Here is a 22,267-nt window from a genome sequence, read left to right as displayed (position 1 = left end):
CGCAGAGCTTCTAGCCCACCTCGCAGACGCTCGTGTTGTGTCGCAGATGTTGGAACATCTGCGACACGACACGAAGCTCTGCGAAGTCACCCGAACCCCTCCCGGACCCCCACCCCTCCCGGGGCGCACTGCAGCCAGCGGGGCGCGGCGCAGCCGTGGCCCTGTGGGCGCGCAGAGCTCCCCCGTCCCCGCGATCCTGGCCCGCACTTGGCGTGGGCGGGTGGTGTCAACCCTGAAACCTCGCCCCCGAACCCGCGCAACCACGAACCCGCGCGAGGCCGGCGCCAGCCGGGGGTTGATACCGCCCACCCACGCCAAGACACTTAATGGCCAGCGGGGACACCCCAAATACCCAGACCTGGCCGCGGGGACACCCCAGACACCAGACACCCCGAGAGCCCGAGAGCCCCGACGAACGGCACCGTTTACCGCCGACCGAGACAGCTGTCGAGTCAATAATTCTGCTCAACGGCGACACGGCAGCGACGGACGGTCCGTGGCGATTCGGATTGTGAAGTTCCGATGACGTACCATCGTGGGGTTGCCTCGGCGAGGGTGGACACACATCGGGTCCGCCGTGATCGACGTGGTCGGCGGATGTGATCCGGCGTCCTTGTCCCGCCGTGGCCCGCCCGACATTCGTTTGTGTAGCTAGTTCTTGAGGAGAGCACCGCCGTGGCCGACGTACGTATCACCGCCGAACCCCGCACCGAGTTCGGGAAGGGCGCTGCCCGACGTACCCGACGCGCCGGCCAGATCCCCGCCGTTCTCTACGGCAAGGGTAGCGAGCCTGTCCACCTGTCGCTGGAGGCTCTGGAGTTCGCCCGCGCGCTGCGTGAGCACGGCCGCAACGCGGTGCTGACCCTCGCGCTCGACGGCGGGCCGCAGCTGGCGCTGCCGAAGACGGTTGTCACGCACCCGATCCGCAACTACATCGAGCACGTCGACCTGCTGGTCATCAAGCGCGGCGAGAAGGTCGTCGTCGAGGTCGCCGTGCACCTGACCGGTGAGGCCGGCCCGGGCACCCTGGTCACCCAGGAGCTGGACCGCATCGAGGTCGAGGCCGACGTGTCGAGCATCCCCGAGTCGCTCGAGGTCTCGATCGAGGGCCTGTCCTCCGGTACCCAGATTCTGGCCCGCGACATCCCGCTGCCGGACGGTGTCGAGCTGCGCACCGACCCGGAGTACCTGGCCGCGAACATCGTCGGCGCGCCGACCGCTTCCGAGATGGAGGCCGCCGTCGACGCCGAGGGCGCCGGTGTGGTCGAGGACGCCCCTGAGACCCCCGCCGCCGAAGAGAGCTGATCCCCGCTTCTCGACAGCGCTGACGTTTCGATGACTGGCGCGAGCGCCGGGCCCGGCCTTGTGGTCGGGCTCGGCAATCCCGGCCCGAAGTACGTCGACACCCGGCACAATGTCGGGTTCGCGGTGGTGGAACGGCTCGCCGCGCGCGCAGGCGAGCGTTTCCGCCCGCACAAGGGCGTCGCGGACGTCGCGGACGGGCGGATCGGCAGCACCCGTCTGGTGCTGGCGAAACCCCGCTCGTACATGAACGTCTCCGGCGGTCCGGTCGCGTCGGTGCTGCGCTACTACGGCGTCGAACCGGCGTCGCTGATCGTCGTGCACGACGACCTGGACCTCGGGTTCGGCACGATCCGGCTCAAACTGGGTGGCGGCGAAGGCGGTCACAACGGACTGAGGTCGATCAGCCAGTCGCTCGGCACCCGCGACTACCTGCGCGCCCGGTTCGGCATCGGACGTCCCCCCGGCCGGATGGACCCGGCGGACTACGTGCTGCGCCGGTTCTCCTCGGGCGAACGCACGGACGTCGACCTCGCCGTGGAACTGTGCGCGGACGCGATCGAAGCGCTCCTCGCCGACGGCCTGGAACCGACGCAGAACCGCTTCCACGCTCTGACCCCCTGAGTTCTCACCTCAACACCGTCTCGGAGGCCACCGTGCCCGCCAAGCCCACCCAGCCAGAGCCCACCGAGCCGGAAGCCGAGAACATCGACGCCGTGACGGCCGAGGAAGAGGTCCCGCTCAACCGGGCCGCCCGCCGCGCGAAGCTCAAGCAGAAGGCGCCGACGCACGTCGGCCCCCAGCCCGGCCGCACCAACGAGCAGCGCTTCACCCGCGGCTCCTCGAAGCGCCCCAGTTAACTACCCGTGAGTGGCGAGTGGTCCTATCAGACCACTCGCCACTCACGAGGTCTGACCTGCGGAATGTCACGTCGACGGCGGGCGTTCCCCTGGGTGTGTCCGCGGATGTTCGGTTGTCGCTGCTGGACCGGTCGCGCACCCGGGCCGGGGAGCCCGACGCGGCCGCGCTGCGGCACACCGTGGAACGCGCGCGGTGGGCCGAGCAGCTCGGCTACCACCGGTTCTGGGTCGCCGAGCACCATGCGGTTCCCGGGATCGCCAGTGGCAGCCCTCCGGTCCTGATGGCCGCGGTCGCTGCGTCGACCGAGACGATCCGGGTCGGCTCCGGCGGCATCATGCTGCCGAACCACCAGCCGCTCATCGTCGCCGAGCAGTTCGCCATGCTGCAGGCGCTGTTCCCCGACCGCATCGACCTCGGTGTCGGTCGTTCACTGGGTTTCACCCCGCCGGTCCGCCGGGCTCTGCGCCAGGACCGCAACGCACCCGACACGTTCGCCGACGACCTCACCGAACTACGCGGCTACCTCGACGGCCGCGGCGACGTGACCGCACGCCCGACGCTCGAACGCCCCGTCCCGGTGTTCGTGCTCGCCACCGGCAGCGGACTGGCGGTCGCGGGTGACGCGGGCCTGCCGGTCGTGGTCGGCGGTCCGATCCTGCACAGCGACGAGCTGCCCGACCGGCTCGACGACTACCGCTCCCGCGTCCGCGCGACCGGCGGTGTCCCGTACGTCATGGTGTCGGTGGACGTCCTGGTCGCGGACTCGGTCGGGGCTGCCCGCGAGCTCGCGCTCCCGGAGGCCTGGGCACTGGCCGCCGCACGCACGACCGGCGCGTTCCCCGCATTGGAACCGGTCGCCACCGACCGCCCCCTCACCGAGCGGCAGCGCGACGTCGTCGAGTCGGCGATCGGACGGACCGTGTACGGCGACCAGGCCACCGTGTCGACGGAGCTCGCCGAGCTGTTCGACCGCACCGGCGCCGACGAGCTGCTCGCCTCGACCTCCACGTTCGACCGCGAGGCGCTGCGCGAGTCCGACACCCGGCTGGCCGGCATCGTCGGCTGACGCTCGCGGCTCTCAGGCAACGGCGTTGGACCCCACCTGTACCAGGGATAGGCTCGGCGGGATGGCACTACAGCTCAGGGAAGGCTCACGATGAGCAGCAGCCTGCGCGGATGGGCGTCGTTCCCGGACGACCTGCCGCCCTTCGATCCCGCCGACGTCCCTGTACAGCCGCACGAGCTGTTCGTCCAGTGGCTGAACGACGCCGGTGAGCACGTACTGGCGCCGCACGCGGTGACGTTGTCGACGGTCGAGCCGGACGGCTCCCCCGATGCCAGGGTGCTGATCCTGAAGGACGTCGACGCGGCCGGTTTCTACGTGGCGACCAGCGCGGACAGCCCGAAGGGCATGCAGCTGGACAAGGACCCGCGCGCGGCGCTGACGTTCTCCTGGCCGGGGCGCGGCCGTCAGGTGCGGGTGCGCGGCACCGTCTCGCCGTGTGCGCTGGAGGTGTCGGTCGAGGACTTCCGCCGACGTCCGCTCGACTCGCGGGTGGAGGCGTTCATCGGCCACCAGTCCGAGGTGCTGCACGACCCGGCCGACCTGCTCGCCGCGGCCGAGGAGGCGCGCGAGCGGGTCAGCGCCAACCCTGGCCTGGTCGCCCCGGCCTGGACTCGCTACCTGGTGACGCCCTCGACCGTGGAGTTCTGGCAGGCCAGCCACGACCGCAGACACATCCGCCTGCGCTACCACCACACCCACGACGGCTGGACCACCGAACGCCTCTGGCCCTGAGCTCAGTCCTCCAGCAGCGTGCGGGTCGCGGCTCGGCGGAGCTTGCCGGACGGGGTCTTCGGCAGCGAACCGGGTGCCAGCACGGCCACCCGCGCGGGACGCACACCCACCGACGAGAACACCCTCGACGTGACGTCCTTGCGGATCAGCTCCTCCGCCTCGGTGTCGCCCGCCTTGCGTGACTCGACCGCGACGACGAACGACTCGCGCTTGGTCAACCCGACGCCGCTGCCGGCCTCCAGCCGCACCGCGACGGCGTTGCCCGCGCGCACGCCGTCCGCCTCGCCGGCGGCACGTTCGATGTCGGTCGGGAAGATGTTGCGGCCACCCATGATGATCACGTCCTTGAGCCGGCCGCACACCACCACCGTGTCGCCGACCAGATAGCCCTGGTCTCCGGTGTCGAGCCAGCCCTCGTCGTCCTGGGTGGCGAGCGGGCCGTCGACGGTCAGGTAGCCGGGCGTGACCGACTCGCCGTGCAGCTGGATCGCGCCGACCTCTCGGTCACCGAGGACCCGCCCTTCGGTGTCGACCACCCGCGCGGTCAGGCCGGGCAGGGGCGGGCCGAGCAGCGGGAAGCGGCGGACCTGGCGGTCCGAACCGGGTGTGGCGGGCACCGCGCGCCGGTTCGCCTCCAGCTCGTCGGCGTCGATCACGTCGACCTGCAGACCGGTCTCGATCGGCGCGAACGACACCCCGAGCGCGGTCTCCGCCATGCCGTACGCGGCGACCACACATTCCTTGCGCAGCCCGAACCGCGCGCCTGCCGAGGTGAACGACTCGACGGCGTCCGGGTCGATCGGCTCGGCACCGTTGAGCGCGAACCGCATGCTGGACAGGTCCAGCGAGCCCTCCTCGGCGCGGGCCAGCTGCCTGCCGAGCACCGAGTAGGCGAAGTTCGGCGCCGCGGTCACCGTGCCGCCGTACCGGCTGATCAGGTCGGCCCACAGCAGGGGCCTGCTGATGAAGTCCGACGGGGTGACCGTGACCAGCTCCAGGCCGACGGTCATCGGCACGGTGAGGAATCCGACCATGCCCATGTCGTGGAACAGCGGCAGCCAGGACACCATGACGTCCCGTTCGACCCGCAGCTGTGACGCCTCGACCATCGCGGTCAGGTTCGCGTAGAGGTTGCGGTGGGTGATCCGGACGGCCTTCGGATCGGCCGTCGAGCCGCTGGTCAGCTGCAGCAGCGCGGTGTCGTCCTCGTCGTTCACGACGTCCGGCAGCGGCTCGTCCTCGCCGAGGGACGCGCCGAGCCCGGCGATCGGGCGGACCGTGATGCCGCGCTGGGTGAGCACATCGGCCAGCGGGTCGAACGGCGGACCGAGCAGCACCAGCCCGGCGCCGATCATCTTCAGCACACGCACCGTGTCCTCGGCCCATTCGGCGAGGTCGGTGCGCAGGGTCGGCTGATGCAGCATCGTCACGCTGCCGCCGCACAGCCACACCGCCTGCGCGGCGGGCGCGATCAGCGCGGGCTCACCGGCGAGCACCGCGACCGAGGTACCGGGCTGCAGGCCGGGTAGCTCGTCGGAACCGGCGACGAGGTCGGCGGCCATCCGGCGGGCGACGGCGTGCACCTCCGACCAGGTACGACGTACCGGCTCGTGCGGTTCACCCGTCGTCATGCCCCTCGGTGACTGGGCAGCGCTGCGCAGCAGAAGATCCACAAAACGGCTCACAGCTGCGCAGCCTACTTCCGGGTAAGCTCCGGTGGCGTGTCCGACCTGCGAACAGTAGTCGCCGAAGTTCTCCCAGACGCCCGCGCCGATCTCGAACGGCTGGTCCGCATACCCAGTATCTGGGCGGATCCGGCGCATCACGACGACACCCGGCGCAGTGCCGAAGCCGTCGCCGAGCTGGCCCGCGATGCCGGTGCCGAGAGCGTCGACGTGGTCGCCGCCGAGGGTGGCGCGCCCGCCGTGATCGCGCACTGGCCGGGCCCGGAGGGCACGCCCACGGTGCTGCTCTACGCGCACCACGACGTGCAGCCGACCGGTGGTGACGAGCAGTGGACCAGTCCGCCGTTCGAGCCGACCGAGCGCGACGGGCGCCTCTACGGCCGTGGCGCGGCGGACGACAAGGCCGGCGTCATGCTGCATCTCGCGGTGATCCGTGCGTTCCGGTCGACGGGTGGCCTGCCGGTCGGGGTGACGTTGTTCATCGAGGGCGAGGAGGAGTCCGGCTCGCCGACGCTGACCGCGTTGCTCGCCGAGCACCACGAGCGGCTCGCCGCCGACGTGATCATCATCGCCGACTCGGGCAACCCGGCGACCGACGTCCCGGCGCTCACCACGAGCCTGCGCGGCCTGGTCGACTGCACGGTCGAGGTGTCGATGCTGGAGCGCCCCGCGCACTCCGGGGTGTACGGCGGGCCGGTGGGCGACGCGCTCACCGCGCTGTGCCGGCTGATGGCCACGCTGCACGACGACAAGGGCCGGGTCGCGGTGCCGGGGCTGGTGCACAACACGTCCGAGGCACCGGACATGGACGAGGCGACGTTCCGTTCCGACGTCGCCCTGCTCGACGGAGTGGAGCTGATCGGCACCGGCACGCTCGTCGAGCGGCTGTGGCAGCAACCGGCGATCGCGGTGCTCGGCATCGACGCGCCGAAGGTCGCCGAGGCCGCGAACGTGCTGCTGCCCTCGGCGCGCGCGGCGGTCAGCCTGCGCCTCGCTCCCGGCCAGGACGCGGCGGTCGCGCAGCGCTCGCTCACCGAGCACCTGACCGGCCACGCGCCATGGGGCGCTCAGGTCACCGTCACCCCGGGTGCGGCGGCCGCCCCGTTCGAGCTGGACGCGGTCGGCGCCGTCTACGACGCCGCGCGCCGCACGTTCACCGAGGCGTACGGCCAGTCGGCGGTCGAGATCGGCATCGGTGGCTCGATCCCGTTCATCGGCGAGTTCGCTAGGGCATTCCCCGGCGCGGCCGTACTGGTCACCGGTGTCGGCGACCCGGCGAGCCGCTGGCACGGCATCGACGAGAGCCTGCACCTGGGCATGTTCGCCAGCGCCACCCTGGCCGAGGCCCTCCTCCTGAAGGAGCTGGGAGACACCAACAACCCGTGAGTGGCGAGTGGTCCTATAGGACCACTCGCCACTCACGGCTATGCCGAAACCGCTGGCCGGGAGCGGTAGCGTGGGGCGGGTGCACCCTCCGGCGACCGAAATCTCGATCCGCCAGCCGATCGAGGCCGACTACCCGCGAATCCAGGCCGCGCTGCGCGACTGGTGGCCCGACCAGCTCGGCGGCACCGGAGCCACCGAGCGCGCGCTGCTGGTGCCGCGCCTGTTCCTGCAGCACTTCACCGAGGGCAGCCTGTTCGCGGAACAGGGCGACGAGGTTCGGGGATTCCTGATCGGGTTCCTGTCCGCCACGAAGATCGACGAGGGCTACATCCACTTCGTGGGGGTCAACCCGGCAGCCAGGGGCACCGGGTTGGCCCGCGAGCTCTACGGCCGGTTCTTCGAGTACTGCCGGGCGGCCGGCCGGACCTCGGTCCGGGCCGTCACGTCGCCGGGCAACGACGTGTCGTACGCCTTCCACACCGCGCTCGGGTTCGCCGCCGAGCCCGGCGAGCGTGAGTTCGACGGACGCCCGGTCCAGCCGGACTACGACGGGCCGGGCCTGGACCGGGTGTCGTTCGTCAAGGTGTTGAACTGACCGACATCCGCATCGGGCTGCTCGGCACGGTCACCCTCACGCTGGACGGAACCGAGCGCCCCGCGCCCGGCGGACCGCTGCTGCGCGGGCTCCTCGCACGGCTGGCGCTCGACGTCGGCCGGGTGGTCACGGTCCCGACGCTGGTGGACGACCTGTGGGGCACCGCCGTGCCGGACCGCGCGGACAACGCGGTGCAGGCCTTGGTGTCCCGGTTGCGTCGGGTGCTCGGCTCGGGCGCGATCCACACCGATCCCGCCGGTTACCGGCTCGCGCTGCCGACGGACTCGGTGGACGCGGCGTTGTTCGACCGGCTGGTCGCGGAGGCGAGACCGGCCGAGGCGGCGGCGCTGTGGCGCGGTCCAGCGCTCGCCGACCTGGCCGAGCTCCCGTTCGTCGCCTCGGCCTCGGCCCGGTTGAGCGACCGGCGGGCGCTCGCGGTCGAACAGGCGGCACGCCTCGCGCTCATGTCCGCAGAACCAGGCCCGATCGACCACCTCACCTCGGTACTCGCCGACCAGCCGTTGCGCGAACCGACCGCCGCGCTCCTGGCCCGCTGCCTGCATGCGCAGGACCGCCGGGCCGACGCCCTCGCGGTTCTCGACCGCACGAGGAAGGCACTGTCCGACCAGCTGGGTGTGGACCCGGGCGCCGACCTGGCGGCGGCCCACCTGGACATCCTGCGCGCCGCCCCACCCCCTGCCCGCGAGTCGGGCACGTCAGCACACCGAGTCGGGTGTCTCAGCAGACCCGGACTGAGCAGGTTCGTCGGCCGGGACGGTGACCTGCGCCGGGTCCAGGACATGCTGACCACGGCCAGGCTCGTGACACTGACCGGCCCGGGCGGCGCGGGTAAGACCCGCCTGGCCACCGAGGCCGTCGCCGGTCGGGACGGCGTCCGGGTCGTCGAGCTCGCGCCACTGACCGCCGCGAGTGAGCTGACCTCGGTCCTGCTCGCCTCGGTCGACAGCTCACGGATGGTGTTGCGCGGTCATGTCGAGGACAACCCGAGCACCACCCAACGGCTGCTGGACGCGGTCGGGGGACGTCCGCTGCTGCTGGTCCTGGACAACTGCGAGCATCTGATCGCCGCGGTCGCCGCGCTCACCGAGACGCTGCTGACCCACGCCCCTCGACTGCGGGTTCTCGCGACCAGCAGGGAACCACTCGGCATCGCGGGTGAATGGCTGCATCCGGTCGATGCGCTCGCCCCGGACGACGCCGGTGCGTTGTTCGCCGAACGGGCGCGCGCTGTGCGCCCCGACTTCACCCCGGCGACCGCACCCGAGGCGGTGGCCGAGATCTGCCGCAGGCTCGACGGGCAGCCACTCGCCATCGAGCTGGCCGCCGCCCGGCTGCGCATGTTCAGCCCGGCCGAGATCGCGGCCCGGCTCGACGACCGGTTCCGGCTGCTCTCGGCAGGCAGCAGGACCGCGCCGGACCGGCACCAGACGCTGCGTGCGGTGGTGGCCTGGAGCTGGGACCTGCTCACCGAACCCGAGCGCGTGCTGGCCCGTCGGCTCGCGGTGTTCGCCGGCGGGGCGACCCTGGACGCCGCGACCGACGTCTGTGGCGCCGAGGAGAACACACTCGCCGCGCTGGTCGACAAGTCGCTGGTGCAGGCCGTCACCCAGGACGACGCGCCCACCCGGTACCGCATGTTGGAGACGATCAAGGCGTACGCGGCGGAGCGGCTCGACGAGGCGGGCGAGCGTCACGCGACGGCGCCGCGGCACGGCCGGTACTTCCTCGCACTCGCCGAAGAGGCCGATCAACACCTGCGCACGGCGGATCAGCTGCGCTGGATGGGACGGCTGCGTGCCGAGTCCGACAACCTGACCGAGGCGCTGCGTGACGCGAGCAGCCGGGGTGACGCCGCCACCACAGTGCGGCTGACCGCCGCGCTGAGCTGGTACTGGCTCGTCCGGGGTCTCTTCACCGAGGCCACCGGCTGGCTGACCACGGCGTGCGCGCTCACCGGGCCGGCGCCGGACGCGGCGCGCGCGACGAGCCTGTCGTTGCTCGCCGGCACCGAGTTCCGGCTCGGTAACTGGGCCGAAGGGCGGCTGAAGATCGGCGAGGCACGGGCGTTGATAGGGCAGCTGCCCCTGCCGCACCCGCCGCTGCTCCGGCTCGTGATCCCACTGGCCGCGCTGCTGCTCGACGGCGACGAGAAGCCCATCCTCGAGCTGACCGGCCCTGACGTCGAGGACGCCGTGGAGAGCCGCTGGGTCCGGGGGTTCCTGCTGCACATGCGCGCTCACCTGGCGGAGCGGGCCGGTGACGTCACGACCCAGCGTGAGCTGGTCCGGGCCGCGCACGACGACTTCGGCGCCGTCGGCGACCGGTTCGGGCGCGGGATGACACTGTGTTCGCTCGGCGAGCTGGAGGAGCTGGCCGGTCGCGGTTGCGCCGCCGCCGACGCGTACGCCGAAGCCGTCGCGCTGGCCAGGGAACTCGGCAACGACGACGACCTGCCCGAGTTCCTCCTGCTCGCCGCCAGAGCGGCGGCCCGGCGCGGTGACCTGGCCTCGGCACGCGCCCAGCTCGACGAGGCGACGCGGCTCACCGCGGACCGCGCAACCGACGTGGGCCGTCCGTCCCCGCTGGCCAGGATCGAGATCGCACGCCTCGCCGGTGACCTGCCCGGCGCACGGACCGCGCTGCGCGCCACGGACGCCGAGTTCGCGGGCCGCCGCGACGCCGGGGCCGCCGAGCGTGCCATCGGGCTGGCCTGCGCGCACGCCGCGGTGGCACTCGACACCGACGACGCCGAGACCGCCGACGCCGCCCTGCGCAGGGCGGTCGAGGCGATATCCGACGACCCGGACGGCCCGGCGATCGCGTTGATCGCCGAGCACGCCGCGCGGTGGGCGCTGCTGAGGAACGATCCGGTCCGCGCCGCGGAACTGCTCGGCGTGGCGATCACCCGCCGAGGCACCCTCGACCGGGGCAACCCGGACGTCATGGCGACGTTCACCGCGGTCACCCGGGCCCTCGGCCACGCGGGTGCCGAGGCCACGATCCAGCGCGGCCGCGCGCTCTCCCCGCAGGCAGGCCTCGGCCTACTCCCCGCACAGCCGTGAGTGATGTGGGCTGCCATGGCAGCCCACATCACTCACGGGGTCTTGTCGGTGTGCAGGACGTTGGTCTCCCACTCGGCCTTCGGCTGGGTGTGCAGGCGCCAGTAGTGCTCTGCGATGTCGTCCGGGTCGAACGCCGTGCCGGGCGCGACCGGGCCGTCCACCGTCACCGTGGCCACGTGGACACCCGAGTCGCGGAACTGCTCGTCCAGCAGACCGACGAGCGCCCGGACCGCCGCCTTGCTGACCGAGAGGCTCACCGTGAACGGCTTCGGTTCCGGCATGCCGCCGGTGACGACGAACGTGCCGCTGCCGCGCTGTGCCATGCCCGGCAGCAGGTGCGCCGCCGTGGTCGCCGCGCCCGCGACGTTGACCGCGAGCGCGTCCAGCAGCCCCTGGCTCGACAGGTCACCGAGAGCATCCAGCTGCACGATCGCCGCGTTGTAGACCACGACGTCGGCCGGGCCCAGCTCGGCGGCAGCGGCATCGAGGGCCCCGCGCAGCGCGTCGTCGTCCGCCGCGTCCGCGGTCAGCCGCACGACGGGGACACCGCTCGGGCGCAGGGTCTCGGCGACCGCATCGACCGTTCCGGCCCGGCGGGCCACTAGTGCGACCGGCAGCCCCTCCTTGGCGAAACGGCGGGCGACGGCGGCGCCGATCCCCTCACCCGCCCCGATGACCACTGCTCCGGCCATGATCGACTCCTGTGCTCGTTCGATGAATACCGAACGACAGGCTAGACCCTGACACCCGTGTCACGGTCAAGCGATCAGGCACGCTTCCGGTACAGCGCCACGGCGATCGGCGCGAAGACACCCATGATCAGCGCCGTCCAGACCAACACGCTGGTCACCGGAGCCGCGACCGGGCCACCGAGGTAGAGCCCGCGCAGCGCGTCCGCTGCCTGGGACACCGGGTTGATCTCCGCCCACGACCGCAGCCACCACGGCATGGTCGCGGCGGGGACGAACACCGTGCTGCCGAACGTCAGCGGCAGCGTGATCATCACCGAGATGCCCTGCACCGACCTCGGGTCACGCACCAGGAGACCGAGCACGGTGAACCCCCAGCACAACGCGAAGGCGAACGCGATCACCACCGCCAGCCCCGCGACGACCGGGAGCGGGCCCGTCGCGAACCGGAAGCCGAGCGCGGCACCCACCACCAGCATGATCACGCCGGAGGTCAGGTACCGGATGAGGTCCGCGCCGATCGCGCCGAGCAGCGGCGCCGCGCGCGACACCGGCAGGCTGCGGAACCGGTCGAAGATCCCGGTCTGGCGGTCCTCGCACAGGCTCACGCCGGTGCCGATCGACGCGAACAGCACGCTCTGCACCAGGACCCCGGGCAGCGCGAACTGCAGGTAGGTGTGCGGGTCGCCGGCGATGGCGCCGCCGAACACGTACACGAACAACAGCAGGAAGATCACCGGCTGCAGCGTGACGTCGATCAGTGCCTCCGGTGAGCGCGTGGTCTTGACCAGGCCTCGCCAGACGAGTGTGCCGCCGTGCCGCAGCGCGGACGGCACCACCGACGAACGCCGCCGAGGCTCCTGGGTCGGAGTCGGCTCCGCCACGGTGTCCATCACGGTGCTGGTCATGCCGCCACCTCCTCGTCGGCTGGGTGACCGGTGAGCGTCAGGAAGACGTCGTCGAGGCTGGGCAACCGCAACCCCAGCTCCGCGACCGCGAGCCGGTCGGCCTCCAACCGGGCCCCGACGCGGTGCAGCAGGTTCGCGTCCGCGCCCAGGACGATCACCTCTCCGCTCGCGCTCGTCGTGGGCGCCGTCCCGCCGGTCTGCTCGGCGACCACCGCGCACACCGCCACCAGGTCCGACCGGTGCAGCGGGCGCACGTGCAGCCGCTGGCCGCCGACCTCGGCCTTCAACGAGGCCGGCGTGCCGGAGGCGATCACCCGGCCGTGATCGATCACCACCAGGTCGTCGGCGAGCTGCTCGGCCTCCTCCAGGTACTGGGTGGTCAGCAGCACCGTGACGCCCTCGGCCGCGAGCATGCGTACCCCGTCCAGCACGTCGCTGCGGTGCCTCGGATCGAGACCGGTGGTCGGTTCGTCTAGGAACAGCACGTCCGGACGCCCGAGCATGCTGACCGCGAGGTCGAGCCGGCGCCGCATGCCGCCGGAGTAGGTCCGCGCGGGCCGGTCGGCCGCATCGGTCAGACCGAAGGCCTCCAGCAGCTCGCCTGCCCGGGAGCGTGCCGCGCGACGCGACAGGTCCAGCAGCCGGGCGATCAGCACAAGATTCTGGTTGCCGGACAACGCCTCGTCGACCGCCGCGTACTGGCCGGTCAGCGCGATCCGCGCGCGTACGGCCGCCGGGTCCCGGGTGACGTCGTGACCGAGCACCCGCACGGTCCCGGCGTCCGGCCGGGTCAGCGTGGCGAGTACCCGCACCGCCGTGGTCTTGCCCGCTCCGTTGGGGCCGAGCAGCCCGAGGACGCCGCCCTCGCGGGCGGTGAAGTCGACACCCGCCAGTGCGGTGACCCCGCCGAACTTCTTGACCAGGCCCTCGACCTGGATCGTGTGGTCCATCGTGTTCCCCTCGTTGCGATCGTGCGACGCGAAGAACTCTCGCCGAGGGCACTGACACCCCGCTGACACTCCACTGACAAGAGCCACACGGAGCCCTCGGGCCGTACGGGTACGGACCAAGCCACACGAGGACCGCCACGGACACCGACGACCCGCAAATCCCCCAACTCGCGCTGGCAAATCCCCCCTACTCGCGCGGCACAATCCCCCGACTCGCCCCGCGGAATCCCCCGACTCGCGCCGCGGAATCCCCCGACTCGCCGGACGCTGGGCGCCTGCCGAACGCTGGGCCCCGCCGAACCCATCCGCGAGTCGGGGGATTTCGCCGCGCGAGTCGAGGGATTTGGCCGAGGTGTGTTCGAGGGCGGACTGCGTCGCCAGGAAAACTTGTCGGGTGTGCCGGCGCCGTCGTGGCAGAATCCCGATGGCCTTCCGAGCCGCTGATCGGACGCGACGCCGAGGAGGGCACGCCATGCCGCCGTCAATCTCACAGGTGCGCAACCGGGGTCTCGCGGGCGCGGCCGCCCTGGTGATCGCCGCGCTAGTCACGATCTTCGTCATCCTCGCCGCGCGGGCGACCTGGCTCGGCCGCGCCGAGGTCGACTTCGCCCCGTCGGCGTTCGTCCTCGTGCTCGTCTGGGGTGTGTCCGGCGTGCTCGTGGCGCGGTGGCTGCGTCAGGATGCCGCGGCACGGGCGCTCGGCATCGCGCTGTGGGCGTCCATCGGGGTCGCGCTCGTCGTCGGGCTCGCCTACCTGGGCTTCATGGACTTCGGGCGGCCGACCTACCGGGAGCGCTCCTTCGGGGACGTCATGCTGTTCGTGATCGTGGAGAGCGTGCTGAGCATCGCCGCCGCTCTGCTCGGCCTCGTGCGATACACCGTGACGATGCGCGGCCTGCGCACCCGCTAGCCCTCGGCCAGCTCCGCGGCGGCCAGCCAGTCCTCCTCGATACGGGTGCGCTCGGCGATGACCTCACGCAGCTCGGCGTCCAGCGCGAGCAGGCGGGGAGCGTCGGTGGACGCCTCCGCGAGCGCGGCGTGCAGCTTCTCCTCCTTCGCCGTGAGCGTCTCCATCCGACGCTCCAGACGACGAGCCTCCTTGCGGGCGTCCCGTTGCTCGGCGGCAGACGACGGCGCCGCCTGCGCGGTCGGGGCCACCGGCACCGGCGATTCCGCGACACTGGCGGCCCGACGCTTCAGGTACTCCTCGATGCCGCCCGGCAGGTGCGTGATGCGACCGTCGCCGAACAGCCCGACCACGATGTCGCAGGCCCGTTCGATCAGGTACCGGTCGTGGCTGACCACCACCATCGTGCCCGGCCAGCCGTCCAGCAGGTCTTCCAGGCGTTGCAGCGTGTCGATGTCGAGGTCGTTGGTCGGTTCGTCCAGCAGCAGAACGTTCGGCTCGCCCATCAGCAGCCGGGTCAGCTGCAGCCGGCGACGCTCGCCACCGGACAGCTCGCCCACCGGCGTCCACTGCCGGCTCGCCGGGAACCCGAGCCGCTCCAGCATCGACGACGCGGACAGCTCGTGCTTCCCGACCGTGACGAACCGCGCGATCTCCTCGACCGCCTCCAGCACCCGCAGCGACGCGGGCAGGTCCGCCAGCTCCTGGCTCAGGTGCGCCAGCCGGACCGTCTTACCGGTCACCAGCCGGCCACCGTCCAGCTCCCGCTCACCGCCCAGCGCCCGCAGCAGCGACGTCTTGCCCGATCCGTTCACCCCGACCAGGCCGATCCGGTCACCGGGCCCGACCCGCCAGGTGACCTGGTCGAGCAGCACCCGGTCCGGGACCCGCAGCGACGCGTCCTCCAGCTCGAGGACCTGACGCCCCAACCGGGCCGACGCGAACGCCATCAGCTCGGGAGTGTTGCGCGGATCGGGAACGTCCGCGATCAGCTCCTCGGCCGCCTCGATCCGGAACCGGGGCTTCGACGTGCGGGCGGGCGCGCCCCTGCGCAACCAGGCCAGCTCCTTGCGCGCGAGGTTGCGCCGCCGTTCCTCGGCCGCGTCCGCCTGACGGGACCGCTCGGCGCGGGCGTACACCCAGTCCGCGTAACCGCCGGTGTAGGACTCGACCCGACCGTCGGCGACCTCCCAGGTCCGGGTGCACACCGCGTCGAGGAACCACCGGTCGTGCGTGACCACGACGAGCGCGGCCCGGCTCGCCACCAGGTGCTGGGCCAGCCACGCGATGCCCTCGACGTCCAGGTGGTTCGTTGGCTCGTCCAGCACCACCAGATCGGACTCGGCGACCAGCGCGGCCGCCAACGCCACCCTGCGCCGCTCACCACCGGACATCCCGTCGACGGTCCGCTCAAGGTCGGTGATGCCCAGACCGGCCAGCACCGACCGCACCCTCACGTCCGCCGCCCACTCGTGCTCGGCGGACAACTCCAGTGGACCGAGCACCACGTCCCGCACCCGCGCGCCCGCCGGAAGCTCGTTGTGCTGGCTGACCACCGCGACCCGCAGGTCACGCATCCTGCTGACCCGGCCACCGTTCGGCTCGCGCAGCCCGGTCAGCACCTCCAGCATCGTCGTCTTACCGCCACCGTTCAGCCCGACGACACCGATCCGGTCGCCCACGGCGACACCGAGCGACACCCGGTCGAGCAGAATCCGGGAACCGTCGCCCGGCACGGTGGCGGTGACCGCCTCAAAGTTGATCAGATTCGTGTCAGCCATCTCGACAGGAAACCTACTTGGCGACCGGTCACGCCCTGGCCGGTGGGAGGTGCGGTGGCACCCCACTGGGCCCCGGCTCGCCGTCGCTGATGATCCGCGCGCCCGGCACCGGACCGTGCGCGACCCGCACAGTGCGGCACACGCCGGCACCCGCGAGGTCCGCCGCGACGCTCACGGCCGCCTCCTGGCTGGCACACAGGAACGCGCAGCTCGGGCCCGAACCGGACACGATCCCGGCAAGCGCACCCGACTCCACACCGGCGCGCAGCGTGCGCCGAAGCCCCGGTTCGAGACTCACCGCGGCCGCTTGCAGGTCGTTGCCCAGCAGCAACGCCAGCTGACGGGGATCACCGGAGGCCAACGCCTCCAGGATCGGCTCGACCGCACCGGCCCGGGACACCGCGGTCTCGTTGTGCGACGCGGCGGCCCGCAACCGGTCGAGCTCCCCGAACACCTTCGGCGTCGACAGACCGCGATGGTTCAGCGCGATCACCCAGTGCTGCGTGTGCCGGGACAGCACCGGAACCAGCTGCTCACCGCGCCCGGTCCCCAACGCGGTGCCGCCGTGCAGCGCGAACGTGACATCACTGCCCAGCTCCGCCGCCATGTCCCCCAGCTGGTCCCGGGGCAGGTCCAGCTTCCACAGCGCGGACAGCCCGACGAGTGTGGCGGCCGCGTCGGCGCTTCCGCCCGCCATCCCGCCCGCGACCGGAATGCCCTTGCGCAGCTCGACCCGGACGTCCGGCTCACGACCGGCCAGCTCGGCGACGGCGAGCACCGCACGCCACGCCAGGTTGGTCGCGTCGGTCGGCACCTGCCCCGCGCCCTCACCCTGAACATCCACACCCGGCTGGTCGGTCGCCGCGACGGTGACCTCGTCGAACAGGCTCACCGCATGGAACACCGTGACCAGATCGTGGTACCCGTCCTCCCGCAGCGGTCCGACCGCCAGATGCAGATTGACCTTGGCGGGGACACGCACGGTGACCGGTGGTGGAACAACAGCAAGCACTGGGCGAGCTTATCTGCTGGTCTTTCCGGCCTGTGCTCGTCTCTTGGGCCTGTTTCGCGCGCGGTATTTTTCTGTGACCACCCCGGCTCGCGTAAACGCTCGCTGGGGTACTCCCAGAAAAAAAGGCTCGAGGACTCGCCCGGGCGCGCGCTTGTGGCCACCCTGGGAGCCGCCCTGGCAGCTGGGCGACGTGGTTGCGGACATTCACTACGCCGGCCTTCGCCGGAACTCCTTCGGAGACTCGCGGAGCCGGCTTAGCTGTCGCTCGCCTTGCTGTTGCCGCGTTCACCGCCGCCGCCTTCGCCGCCGCCGCGTTCGCCGCCGCCATGTTCACCGCCGCCACGTTCGCCGTTGCCGCGTTCACCGTTGCCGGGGTTCACCGCCGCCGGGTCCACCGCCGCCGGTTCTACCGTCGCCGGGTCTCCGTGCCTTCGGGGGTGGCGCTGGGTGCGCTGTCACCTGTTGGCCGCTACCCGGGCGAAGTCCTCGATCGACAAGCGTTCGGCGCGGGTGGTCGGGTCTATGTCGGCCGCGCGCAGGATCTCCTCGGCCCTTGCCGGCGAGCCTGCCCAGGTGGCCAGGGCGCCGCGCAGGGCCTTGCGGCGTTGTGCGAACGCCGCGTCGACCACGGCGAACACGGCCTCTCGGGACGCCGGGGTCGGCGGGGGCTCCCGCCGGGTGATCTGGAGCAGCGCCGAGTCGACCCCGGGAACCGGCCAGAACACCGCGCGGGGAACGGGCCCCGCCCGGCGAGCGGCCGCGTACCAGGCCAGCTTCGCGCTCGGCGCGCCGTACTCGCGCCCGCCCGGCGGCGCGGCCATCCGGTCGACGACCTCGGACTGGATCATCACCAGCCCCGTGCGCAGGGACGGCAACACCTCCAGCACGTGCAGCAGCACCGGCACACCCACGTTGTACGGCAGGTTCGCCACCACCGCGGTCGGCGCGACCGGCAGATCGGACGCGCGCAGCCGCAGCGCGTCCATCCGCAGCACGGTCAACCGGTCGGCGAGCGCGGGCGCGTGCCGGGAGACCGTGTCCGGCAGCGCATCGGCCAGCACCTCGTCGATCTCCACCGCGACCACACCGGCCGAGGCAGGCAGCAGCGCGAGGGTCAGCGAACCGAGCCCGGGACCGATCTCCAGCACCACGTCCTCGGGCCCCAGCTCGCCGAGGCGCGCGATCCGGCGCACCGTGTTCGGGTCGTGCACGAAGTTCTGCCCGAGCTTCTTCGTCGGACGGATGCCCAGCCGCTCGGCGAGCGCGCGGACCTCCACCGGGCCGAGCAACGGCGAGGGCGGCTCAGGCGTCTCTGGGGAGCCCGAGCTTTCTGGAGCAGGCCGGCCAGGCGCTGTATCCGCCTCGGGCGTCCCGGACCTTTTCCGCAATGGCGATCTGCTCCTCCCGGCTGGCTTTGTCCGCCGTCGGCGCGTACTTGGTACCGCCGTTGGCCCGCCAGGTCTGTCTGTCGAATTGAACGCCACCGTAGTATCCGTTACCGGTGTTGATGCTCCAGTTGCCACCGGCCTCGCACTTGGCGAGCCGGTCCCACACCGAACCCGCCGGCACCTTCGGAGCGGTCCCGGCCGGCTCGCCGCCGGTGCCGAACCGGATGACCCTCGGCTTGCCGGGACTCGCCGTCGGCTTCTGCGATTTCTGCTGGTAGATGCGCTTGCCGTCGCGTAGCCGGACCGTGAACACGGCGGTCAGCTCACCGGGCTCGCCCTCGGAGACCACGACCTCCTTGCCCTTCTCCAGCTTCGGGTCGGGGATGCGTTCGAGCTTCGGGATGCTCGCCTTGGTGATGGTGAGCTCGCCGTTGCCGCCGCGTACCACCTGGACGGTCGTGCCGTCGTCCAGTTGGTCGTCCGCGTCCGGCATCGCGATGTCGTCGGGACCGAGCGGCCTGCCGACGTCCGCGAGCAGGCCGCGCACCGTGCCCGCCTGGGTGGTCACCTGACGCGCGGGACTCCTCCCGTCCACCAGGGTGACCGTGCGCCACACCTTGACCGTCACCGACATACCCTGCAGCGGAATCTCGTGGTCCGGGTCCGCCGACACCTCACCGGGACCCGCCTGCACGCCGAGTCCCTCCAGCGCGGCGCGCACCGAGCCGGCCGTGGTCCAGACGGTGCGCTGCTCACCGTCTTCGACCAGGGTCAGCGCCCGTGCCCGGTTGAGGATGATGTGATCGCCATCGTCCAGCTCGGTGTCCGCCGACGGTTCCAGCCGGTCCCGGCCGCCGACCCGCAGGCCAGCCGCCTCGACCGCGCCGCCGACGGTGTCCGCGAGCGTGTGCACCGTGCGTTCCGTGCCGTCGACGGTGATCGTGACCGCCTTGGTCATGCCGACGACCGCGAGCCCGCCGGACACCATCGCCACCACCAGGACGATCCCGAGGACCAGCGTCTGATGAATGCGGTTCCCACCACCGTGGGGCGGGCGGTACGGCGGCGGGATTCCCTGGGGACGGAACACCGGGACGGGCGCACCGGACACGCGCAGCGAGCGGCGCCGGATCGTTCGTCCACCAGACATCCGCCGGACGGTAACCAGATCATGGTCGTCGCCGGGGGCGTTCGGTGAAACCTGAGTAGATCTACCCCGGCCTACTTCGGCAGGGCGAACACCCGCTCGGCGTTGCGTCGCGTGGCGTCGGCGACGACGTCGGCGTCGACACCACGCACGTCGGCGATGCCGCGCACCGTCCACGGCAGGCAGTACGGCTCGTTCGCCCGTCCCCGGTGCGGGTGCGGGGTCAGGAACGGCGCGTCGGTCTCGGTGAGCAGCAGCTCCTCCGGTGCCAGCGCGGCGGCCTCGCGCAGCTCGGCGGCGTTGCGGAAGGTGACCGGCCCGGCGAACGACATGTAGTAGCCGGCGTCCGCGCAGGCCCTCGCCAGGTCGGGACCACCGGAGAAGCAGTGGAAGATCACCCGCTCCGGCGCGCCCTCGGAGCGCAGCACCGCCAGGACGTCGTCGTGTGCATCCCGGTCGTGGATCATGACCGGTTTGTCGAGCCGTTTGGCCAGCTCGATGTGCCAGGCGAACGCCTCGCGCTGCTCCTCGGGTGTGGCGCAGCCGTCCATCTTGCCCGGCCAGTAGTGATCCAGCCCGGTCTCGCCGACCGCAACCACCCTCGGCGACGCGGCGAGCTTCTCGATCTCCGTGCGCGCCGCGTCGTCCAGCACGTTCGCCCTGGTCGGGTGCAGTGCGACTGCCGCGTACACGCGAGGGTCCGCGGCAGCGGCGGTCAGCACCCAGCGCGCGGACTCGAGGTCGTCGGCGACGGTGACCGCGGCGTGCACGCCCACAGCCTCCGCGCGATCCATGGCCGCACGCACGTCCTCGGCGTCGACACAGCCGCAGGCGTCGAGGTGCGTGTGCGAGTCGATCGTGCCCGGCCCGCTCAACGGCTCCGGCGCGGGCGGTCGTTCCCGCCGCCCGTGTCCCCCGCTCATGCCCACCCTCGTGAGTGTTGAGTATGGCTATAGCCATACTCAACACTCACGAGGTCTGGATGGGTGCCCATTCCGGGCCGGTCTCGCCGAGCTTCGGGTCGAGCTTGCCGAACAGCGGCGACGGCTTGTCCAGCGGACGGCCGACCTCGATCGGGCTGGACGCCCACGCTGCCTGCTCACCGGCGTAGTCGCCCATCAGCACCGGGTACCCGGGTCCGTCACCGAGGTCGTCGACCTGGCGGATCTCCGGCTGCGCGGCCCACACGCCCGAGCCGCCGAGCGCGTTGTGCACCTTCTGCGCGGCGTGCGGCATGAACGGCGTGAGCAGCGTGTTCGCGTCCTGCACGACCTGCAGCGCGGTGTGCAGGATGGTGTCGCGCCGCTCCGGGTCGTCCTTGCGCTTCCACGGTTCCTGGTCGGACAGGTACTTGTTCGCCGAGCCGATCACCCGCATCGCCTCGCCGAGCGCCTGCTTGAACCGGCTGCGCGCGAGCAGGTCGCCGACGGTGTCGAACCCGGCGCGGGACACGGCGAGCAGCTCGTGGTCGGCGTCGGTCGGCGCGATCGGCTTCGGCACGGCGCCGACGTTCTTGTGGGCCATCGAGATGGACCGGTTGACCAGGTTGCCCCACTCGTTGGCCAGCTCGAAGTTGGTGCGGCGGACGAACTCGTCCCAGGTGAAGTCGGTGTCCTGGTTCTCGGGGCCGGCGACCGAGATGAAGTAGCGCAGCGCGTCGGGCCCGAACTCCTTCAGGAAGTCACCGACGTAGATCACGGTGCCCCGGCTGGTGGAGAACTTGGAGCCGCTCATGGTGAGGAACTCCGAGGACACGATCTCGTTCGGCAGGTTCAGCGTGCCGAACACACCCGGCTCGCCGCCCTTGTCCCCGGCCCCGTTCTGGCCGAGCAGCAGCGCCGGCCAGATCACCGAGTGGAAGACGATGTTGTCCTTGCCCATGAAGTAGTAGCCGGTGGCCTCCGGGTCGCACCACCACTGCTTCCACGCGTCACGATCCGGGCCGCGCCGGGCCCATTCGACCGACGCGGACAGGTACCCGATGACCGCGTCGAACCACACGTACAGTCGCTTCATCGACTGCTCGCGCCAGCCGTCGAGCGGGATCGGAACACCCCAGTCGAGGTCGCGGGTGATCGCGCGCGGCTTGAGGTCGTTCACCAGGTTCGTGGCGAACTTGATGACGTTGGGCCGCCAGTCGCTGCGGGTGGTCAGCCAGCTGCCGAGTGACTCGGCGAACGCGGGCAGGTCGAGGAAGAAGTGTTCGGTCTCGACGAACTTCGGCGTCTCACCGTTGATCTTCGAACGCGGGTTGATCAGGTCGGCGGGATCAAGCTGGTTGCCGCAGTTGTCGCACTGGTCGCCGCGCGCGCCGTCGTAGCCGCAGATCGGGCAGGTGCCTTCGACGTAGCGGTCCGGCAGGGTGCGGCCGGTGGACGGGCTGATTGCGCCCATCGCGGTCTTGGCCACGACGTAGCCGTTGTTGTACAGCGCCAGGAACAGGTCCTGGACCACCTCGTAGTGCACGCTCGTGGTGGTGCGGGTGAACAGGTCGTAGCCGAGGCCCAGCCCCTGCAGGTCCTCGACGATGACCCGGTTGTACTTGTCCGCGAGCTGACGGGCGGTGAGCCCTTCGGCGTCGGCCTGCACCTGGATCGGCGTGCCGTGCTCGTCGGTGCCGGACACCATGAGAACCCGGTTGCCCGCCATTCGCTGATACCGGGAGAAGACGTCGGAGGGCACACCGAAACCGGAAACATGGCCGATGTGCCGTGGGCCGTTGGCGTAGGGCCACGCCACAGCGGTCAGCACGCGGGAACTCATGCTGACAAGCCT

20 protein-coding genes are annotated in these 22,267 nt (G+C 71.6%); 9 read left to right on the top strand and 11 right to left on the bottom strand.

Annotated elements, in window-relative coordinates; genetic code table 11:
* Positions 1-675: 675 nt before the first annotated feature.
* From G406_RS0129555 to G406_RS0129535, 5 genes are all read left to right on the top strand, one after another.
* Positions 676-1,305, top strand: a complete 630-nt coding sequence (locus tag G406_RS0129555) for a 50S ribosomal protein L25/general stress protein Ctc (protein WP_028936579.1) — start codon at positions 676-678, stop codon at positions 1,303-1,305.
* 30 nt (positions 1,306-1,335) lie between these two features.
* Positions 1,336-1,926 carry an aminoacyl-tRNA hydrolase gene (gene pth, locus G406_RS0129550; protein WP_028936578.1) on the top strand — a complete coding sequence of 197 codons (591 nt, stop codon included), beginning with the start codon at positions 1,336-1,338 and terminating at the stop codon, positions 1,924-1,926.
* 32 nt (positions 1,927-1,958) lie between these two features.
* The gene (locus G406_RS0129545; protein WP_028936577.1) at positions 1,959-2,162 is read left to right on the top strand and encodes a hypothetical protein; all 204 of its coding nucleotides are present in this window, start codon (positions 1,959-1,961) and stop codon (positions 2,160-2,162) included.
* A gap of 95 nt (positions 2,163-2,257) precedes the next feature.
* Positions 2,258-3,229: an MsnO8 family LLM class oxidoreductase gene (locus G406_RS0129540; protein ID WP_211241320.1), complete on the top strand. Its 972-nt coding sequence runs from the start codon at positions 2,258-2,260 to the stop codon at positions 3,227-3,229.
* A 90-nt stretch (positions 3,230-3,319) separates the two neighbouring features.
* Entirely contained in the window at positions 3,320-3,961 is a 642-nt protein-coding gene (locus tag G406_RS0129535; protein WP_028936575.1) for a pyridoxine/pyridoxamine 5'-phosphate oxidase, read from the top strand.
* A 2-nt stretch (positions 3,962-3,963) separates the two neighbouring features.
* Here G406_RS0129535 and G406_RS0129530 read toward each other — a convergent pair whose 3' ends face one another.
* The gene (locus G406_RS0129530; RefSeq protein ID WP_028936574.1) at positions 3,964-5,646 is read right to left on the bottom strand and encodes a fatty acyl-AMP ligase; all 1,683 of its coding nucleotides are present in this window, start codon (positions 5,644-5,646) and stop codon (positions 3,964-3,966) included.
* Positions 5,647-5,682: 36 nt separating this feature from the next.
* Between G406_RS0129530 and G406_RS0129525 the strand changes: the two genes are divergently transcribed.
* The 3 genes from G406_RS0129525 (at position 5,683) to G406_RS50715 (ending at position 10,710) form a co-directional block, all read left to right on the top strand.
* Positions 5,683-7,032 carry a dipeptidase gene (locus tag G406_RS0129525; RefSeq protein WP_028936573.1) on the top strand — a complete coding sequence of 450 codons (1,350 nt, stop codon included), beginning with the start codon at positions 5,683-5,685 and terminating at the stop codon, positions 7,030-7,032.
* 79 nt (positions 7,033-7,111) lie between these two features.
* Complete coding sequence (locus G406_RS0129520; protein ID WP_245607261.1) at positions 7,112-7,627, top strand: GNAT family N-acetyltransferase; 516 nt, start codon at positions 7,112-7,114, stop codon at positions 7,625-7,627.
* The gene (locus G406_RS50715) at positions 7,624-10,710 is read left to right on the top strand and encodes an AfsR/SARP family transcriptional regulator (protein ID WP_342666260.1); all 3,087 of its coding nucleotides are present in this window, start codon (positions 7,624-7,626) and stop codon (positions 10,708-10,710) included. Before G406_RS0129520 ends, G406_RS50715 begins: the two co-directional genes overlap by 4 nt.
* Before the next feature lie 32 nt (positions 10,711-10,742).
* On the opposite strand, the gene G406_RS0129510 is transcribed toward G406_RS50715, so the two are convergent.
* From G406_RS0129510 to G406_RS0129500, 3 genes are all read right to left on the bottom strand, one after another.
* Positions 10,743-11,402: an SDR family oxidoreductase gene (locus G406_RS0129510; RefSeq protein WP_037079325.1), complete on the bottom strand. Its 660-nt coding sequence runs from the start codon at positions 11,400-11,402 to the stop codon at positions 10,743-10,745.
* 74 nt (positions 11,403-11,476) lie between these two features.
* Entirely contained in the window at positions 11,477-12,307 is an 831-nt protein-coding gene (locus G406_RS0129505; RefSeq protein ID WP_051342870.1) for an ABC transporter permease, read from the bottom strand.
* Positions 12,304-13,257: a daunorubicin resistance protein DrrA family ABC transporter ATP-binding protein gene (locus tag G406_RS0129500; protein WP_028936569.1), complete on the bottom strand. Its 954-nt coding sequence runs from the start codon at positions 13,255-13,257 to the stop codon at positions 12,304-12,306. Before G406_RS0129500 ends, G406_RS0129505 begins: the two co-directional genes overlap by 4 nt.
* Positions 13,258-13,729: 472 nt before the next feature.
* On the opposite strand from G406_RS0129500, the gene G406_RS0129495 reads away from it, so the two are divergent.
* Positions 13,730-14,167 (top strand): hypothetical protein, encoded by a 438-nt coding sequence (locus G406_RS0129495; RefSeq protein WP_028936568.1) that lies wholly within the window; start codon positions 13,730-13,732, stop codon positions 14,165-14,167.
* On the opposite strand, the gene G406_RS0129490 is transcribed toward G406_RS0129495, so the two are convergent.
* From G406_RS0129490 to metG, 7 genes are all read right to left on the bottom strand, one after another.
* Complete coding sequence (locus G406_RS0129490) at positions 14,164-15,945, bottom strand: ABC-F family ATP-binding cassette domain-containing protein (protein WP_028936567.1); 1,782 nt, start codon at positions 15,943-15,945, stop codon at positions 14,164-14,166. The genes G406_RS0129495 and G406_RS0129490 overlap by 4 nt on opposite strands.
* A gap of 28 nt (positions 15,946-15,973) precedes the next feature.
* Positions 15,974-16,957 (bottom strand): 4-(cytidine 5'-diphospho)-2-C-methyl-D-erythritol kinase, encoded by a 984-nt coding sequence (locus G406_RS0129485; protein ID WP_028936566.1) that lies wholly within the window; start codon positions 16,955-16,957, stop codon positions 15,974-15,976.
* A gap of 254 nt (positions 16,958-17,211) precedes the next feature.
* A complete protein-coding gene (locus tag G406_RS57385) occupies positions 17,212-17,352 on the bottom strand; it encodes a hypothetical protein (RefSeq protein WP_156935223.1) in 141 nt (46 codons plus the stop codon).
* A gap of 60 nt (positions 17,353-17,412) precedes the next feature.
* Positions 17,413-18,234 carry a 16S rRNA (adenine(1518)-N(6)/adenine(1519)-N(6))-dimethyltransferase RsmA gene (rsmA, locus tag G406_RS0129475; RefSeq protein ID WP_245607260.1) on the bottom strand — a complete coding sequence of 274 codons (822 nt, stop codon included), beginning with the start codon at positions 18,232-18,234 and terminating at the stop codon, positions 17,413-17,415.
* Positions 18,235-18,259: 25 nt separating this feature from the next.
* Positions 18,260-19,495, bottom strand: coding sequence for a resuscitation-promoting factor (locus G406_RS59455; protein WP_084216470.1), 1,236 nt, complete (start codon positions 19,493-19,495; stop codon positions 18,260-18,262).
* Positions 19,496-19,566: 71 nt separating this feature from the next.
* The gene (locus tag G406_RS0129465; RefSeq protein WP_028936564.1) at positions 19,567-20,415 is read right to left on the bottom strand and encodes a TatD family hydrolase; all 849 of its coding nucleotides are present in this window, start codon (positions 20,413-20,415) and stop codon (positions 19,567-19,569) included.
* Positions 20,416-20,461: 46 nt separating this feature from the next.
* Positions 20,462-22,255: a methionine--tRNA ligase gene (gene metG / locus G406_RS0129460; protein WP_028936563.1), complete on the bottom strand. Its 1,794-nt coding sequence runs from the start codon at positions 22,253-22,255 to the stop codon at positions 20,462-20,464.
* Between the last annotated feature and the right edge of the window lie 12 nt (positions 22,256-22,267).

Source organism: Actinospineispora spinosispora DSM 44797, from assembly GCF_000429025.1.
GTDB classification, from domain to species: domain Bacteria; phylum Actinomycetota; class Actinomycetes; order Mycobacteriales; family Pseudonocardiaceae; genus Pseudonocardia; species Pseudonocardia spinosispora.
The sequence above is the reverse complement of the archived record's forward strand: the minus strand, read 5'-3'. Positions and strand labels throughout refer to the sequence as shown.

Bases quoted from the DNA above. Each gene is read 5' to 3' on its own strand.
- pth (WP_028936578.1), top strand. From the start codon at position 1,336: ATGACTGGCGCGAGCGCCGGGCCCGGCCTTGTGGTCGGGCTCGGCAAT.
- G406_RS0129535 (WP_028936575.1), top strand. From the start codon at position 3,320: ATGAGCAGCAGCCTGCGCGGATGGGCGTCGTTCCCGGACGACCTGCCG.
- G406_RS0129510 (WP_037079325.1), bottom strand. From the start codon at position 11,402: ATGGCCGGAGCAGTGGTCATCGGGGCGGGTGAGGGGATCGGCGCCGCC.
- G406_RS0129505 (WP_051342870.1), bottom strand. From the start codon at position 12,307: ATGACCAGCACCGTGATGGACACCGTGGCGGAGCCGACTCCGACCCAG.
- G406_RS0129500 (WP_028936569.1), bottom strand. From the start codon at position 13,257: ATGGACCACACGATCCAGGTCGAGGGCCTGGTCAAGAAGTTCGGCGGG.
- G406_RS0129495 (WP_028936568.1), top strand. From the start codon at position 13,730: ATGCCGCCGTCAATCTCACAGGTGCGCAACCGGGGTCTCGCGGGCGCG.
- G406_RS0129490 (WP_028936567.1), bottom strand. From the start codon at position 15,945: ATGGCTGACACGAATCTGATCAACTTTGAGGCGGTCACCGCCACCGTG.
- G406_RS59455 (WP_084216470.1), bottom strand. From the start codon at position 19,495: ATGTCTGGTGGACGAACGATCCGGCGCCGCTCGCTGCGCGTGTCCGGT.
- G406_RS0129465 (WP_028936564.1), bottom strand. From the start codon at position 20,415: ATGAGCGGGGGACACGGGCGGCGGGAACGACCGCCCGCGCCGGAGCCG.
- metG (WP_028936563.1), bottom strand. From the start codon at position 22,255: ATGAGTTCCCGCGTGCTGACCGCTGTGGCGTGGCCCTACGCCAACGGC.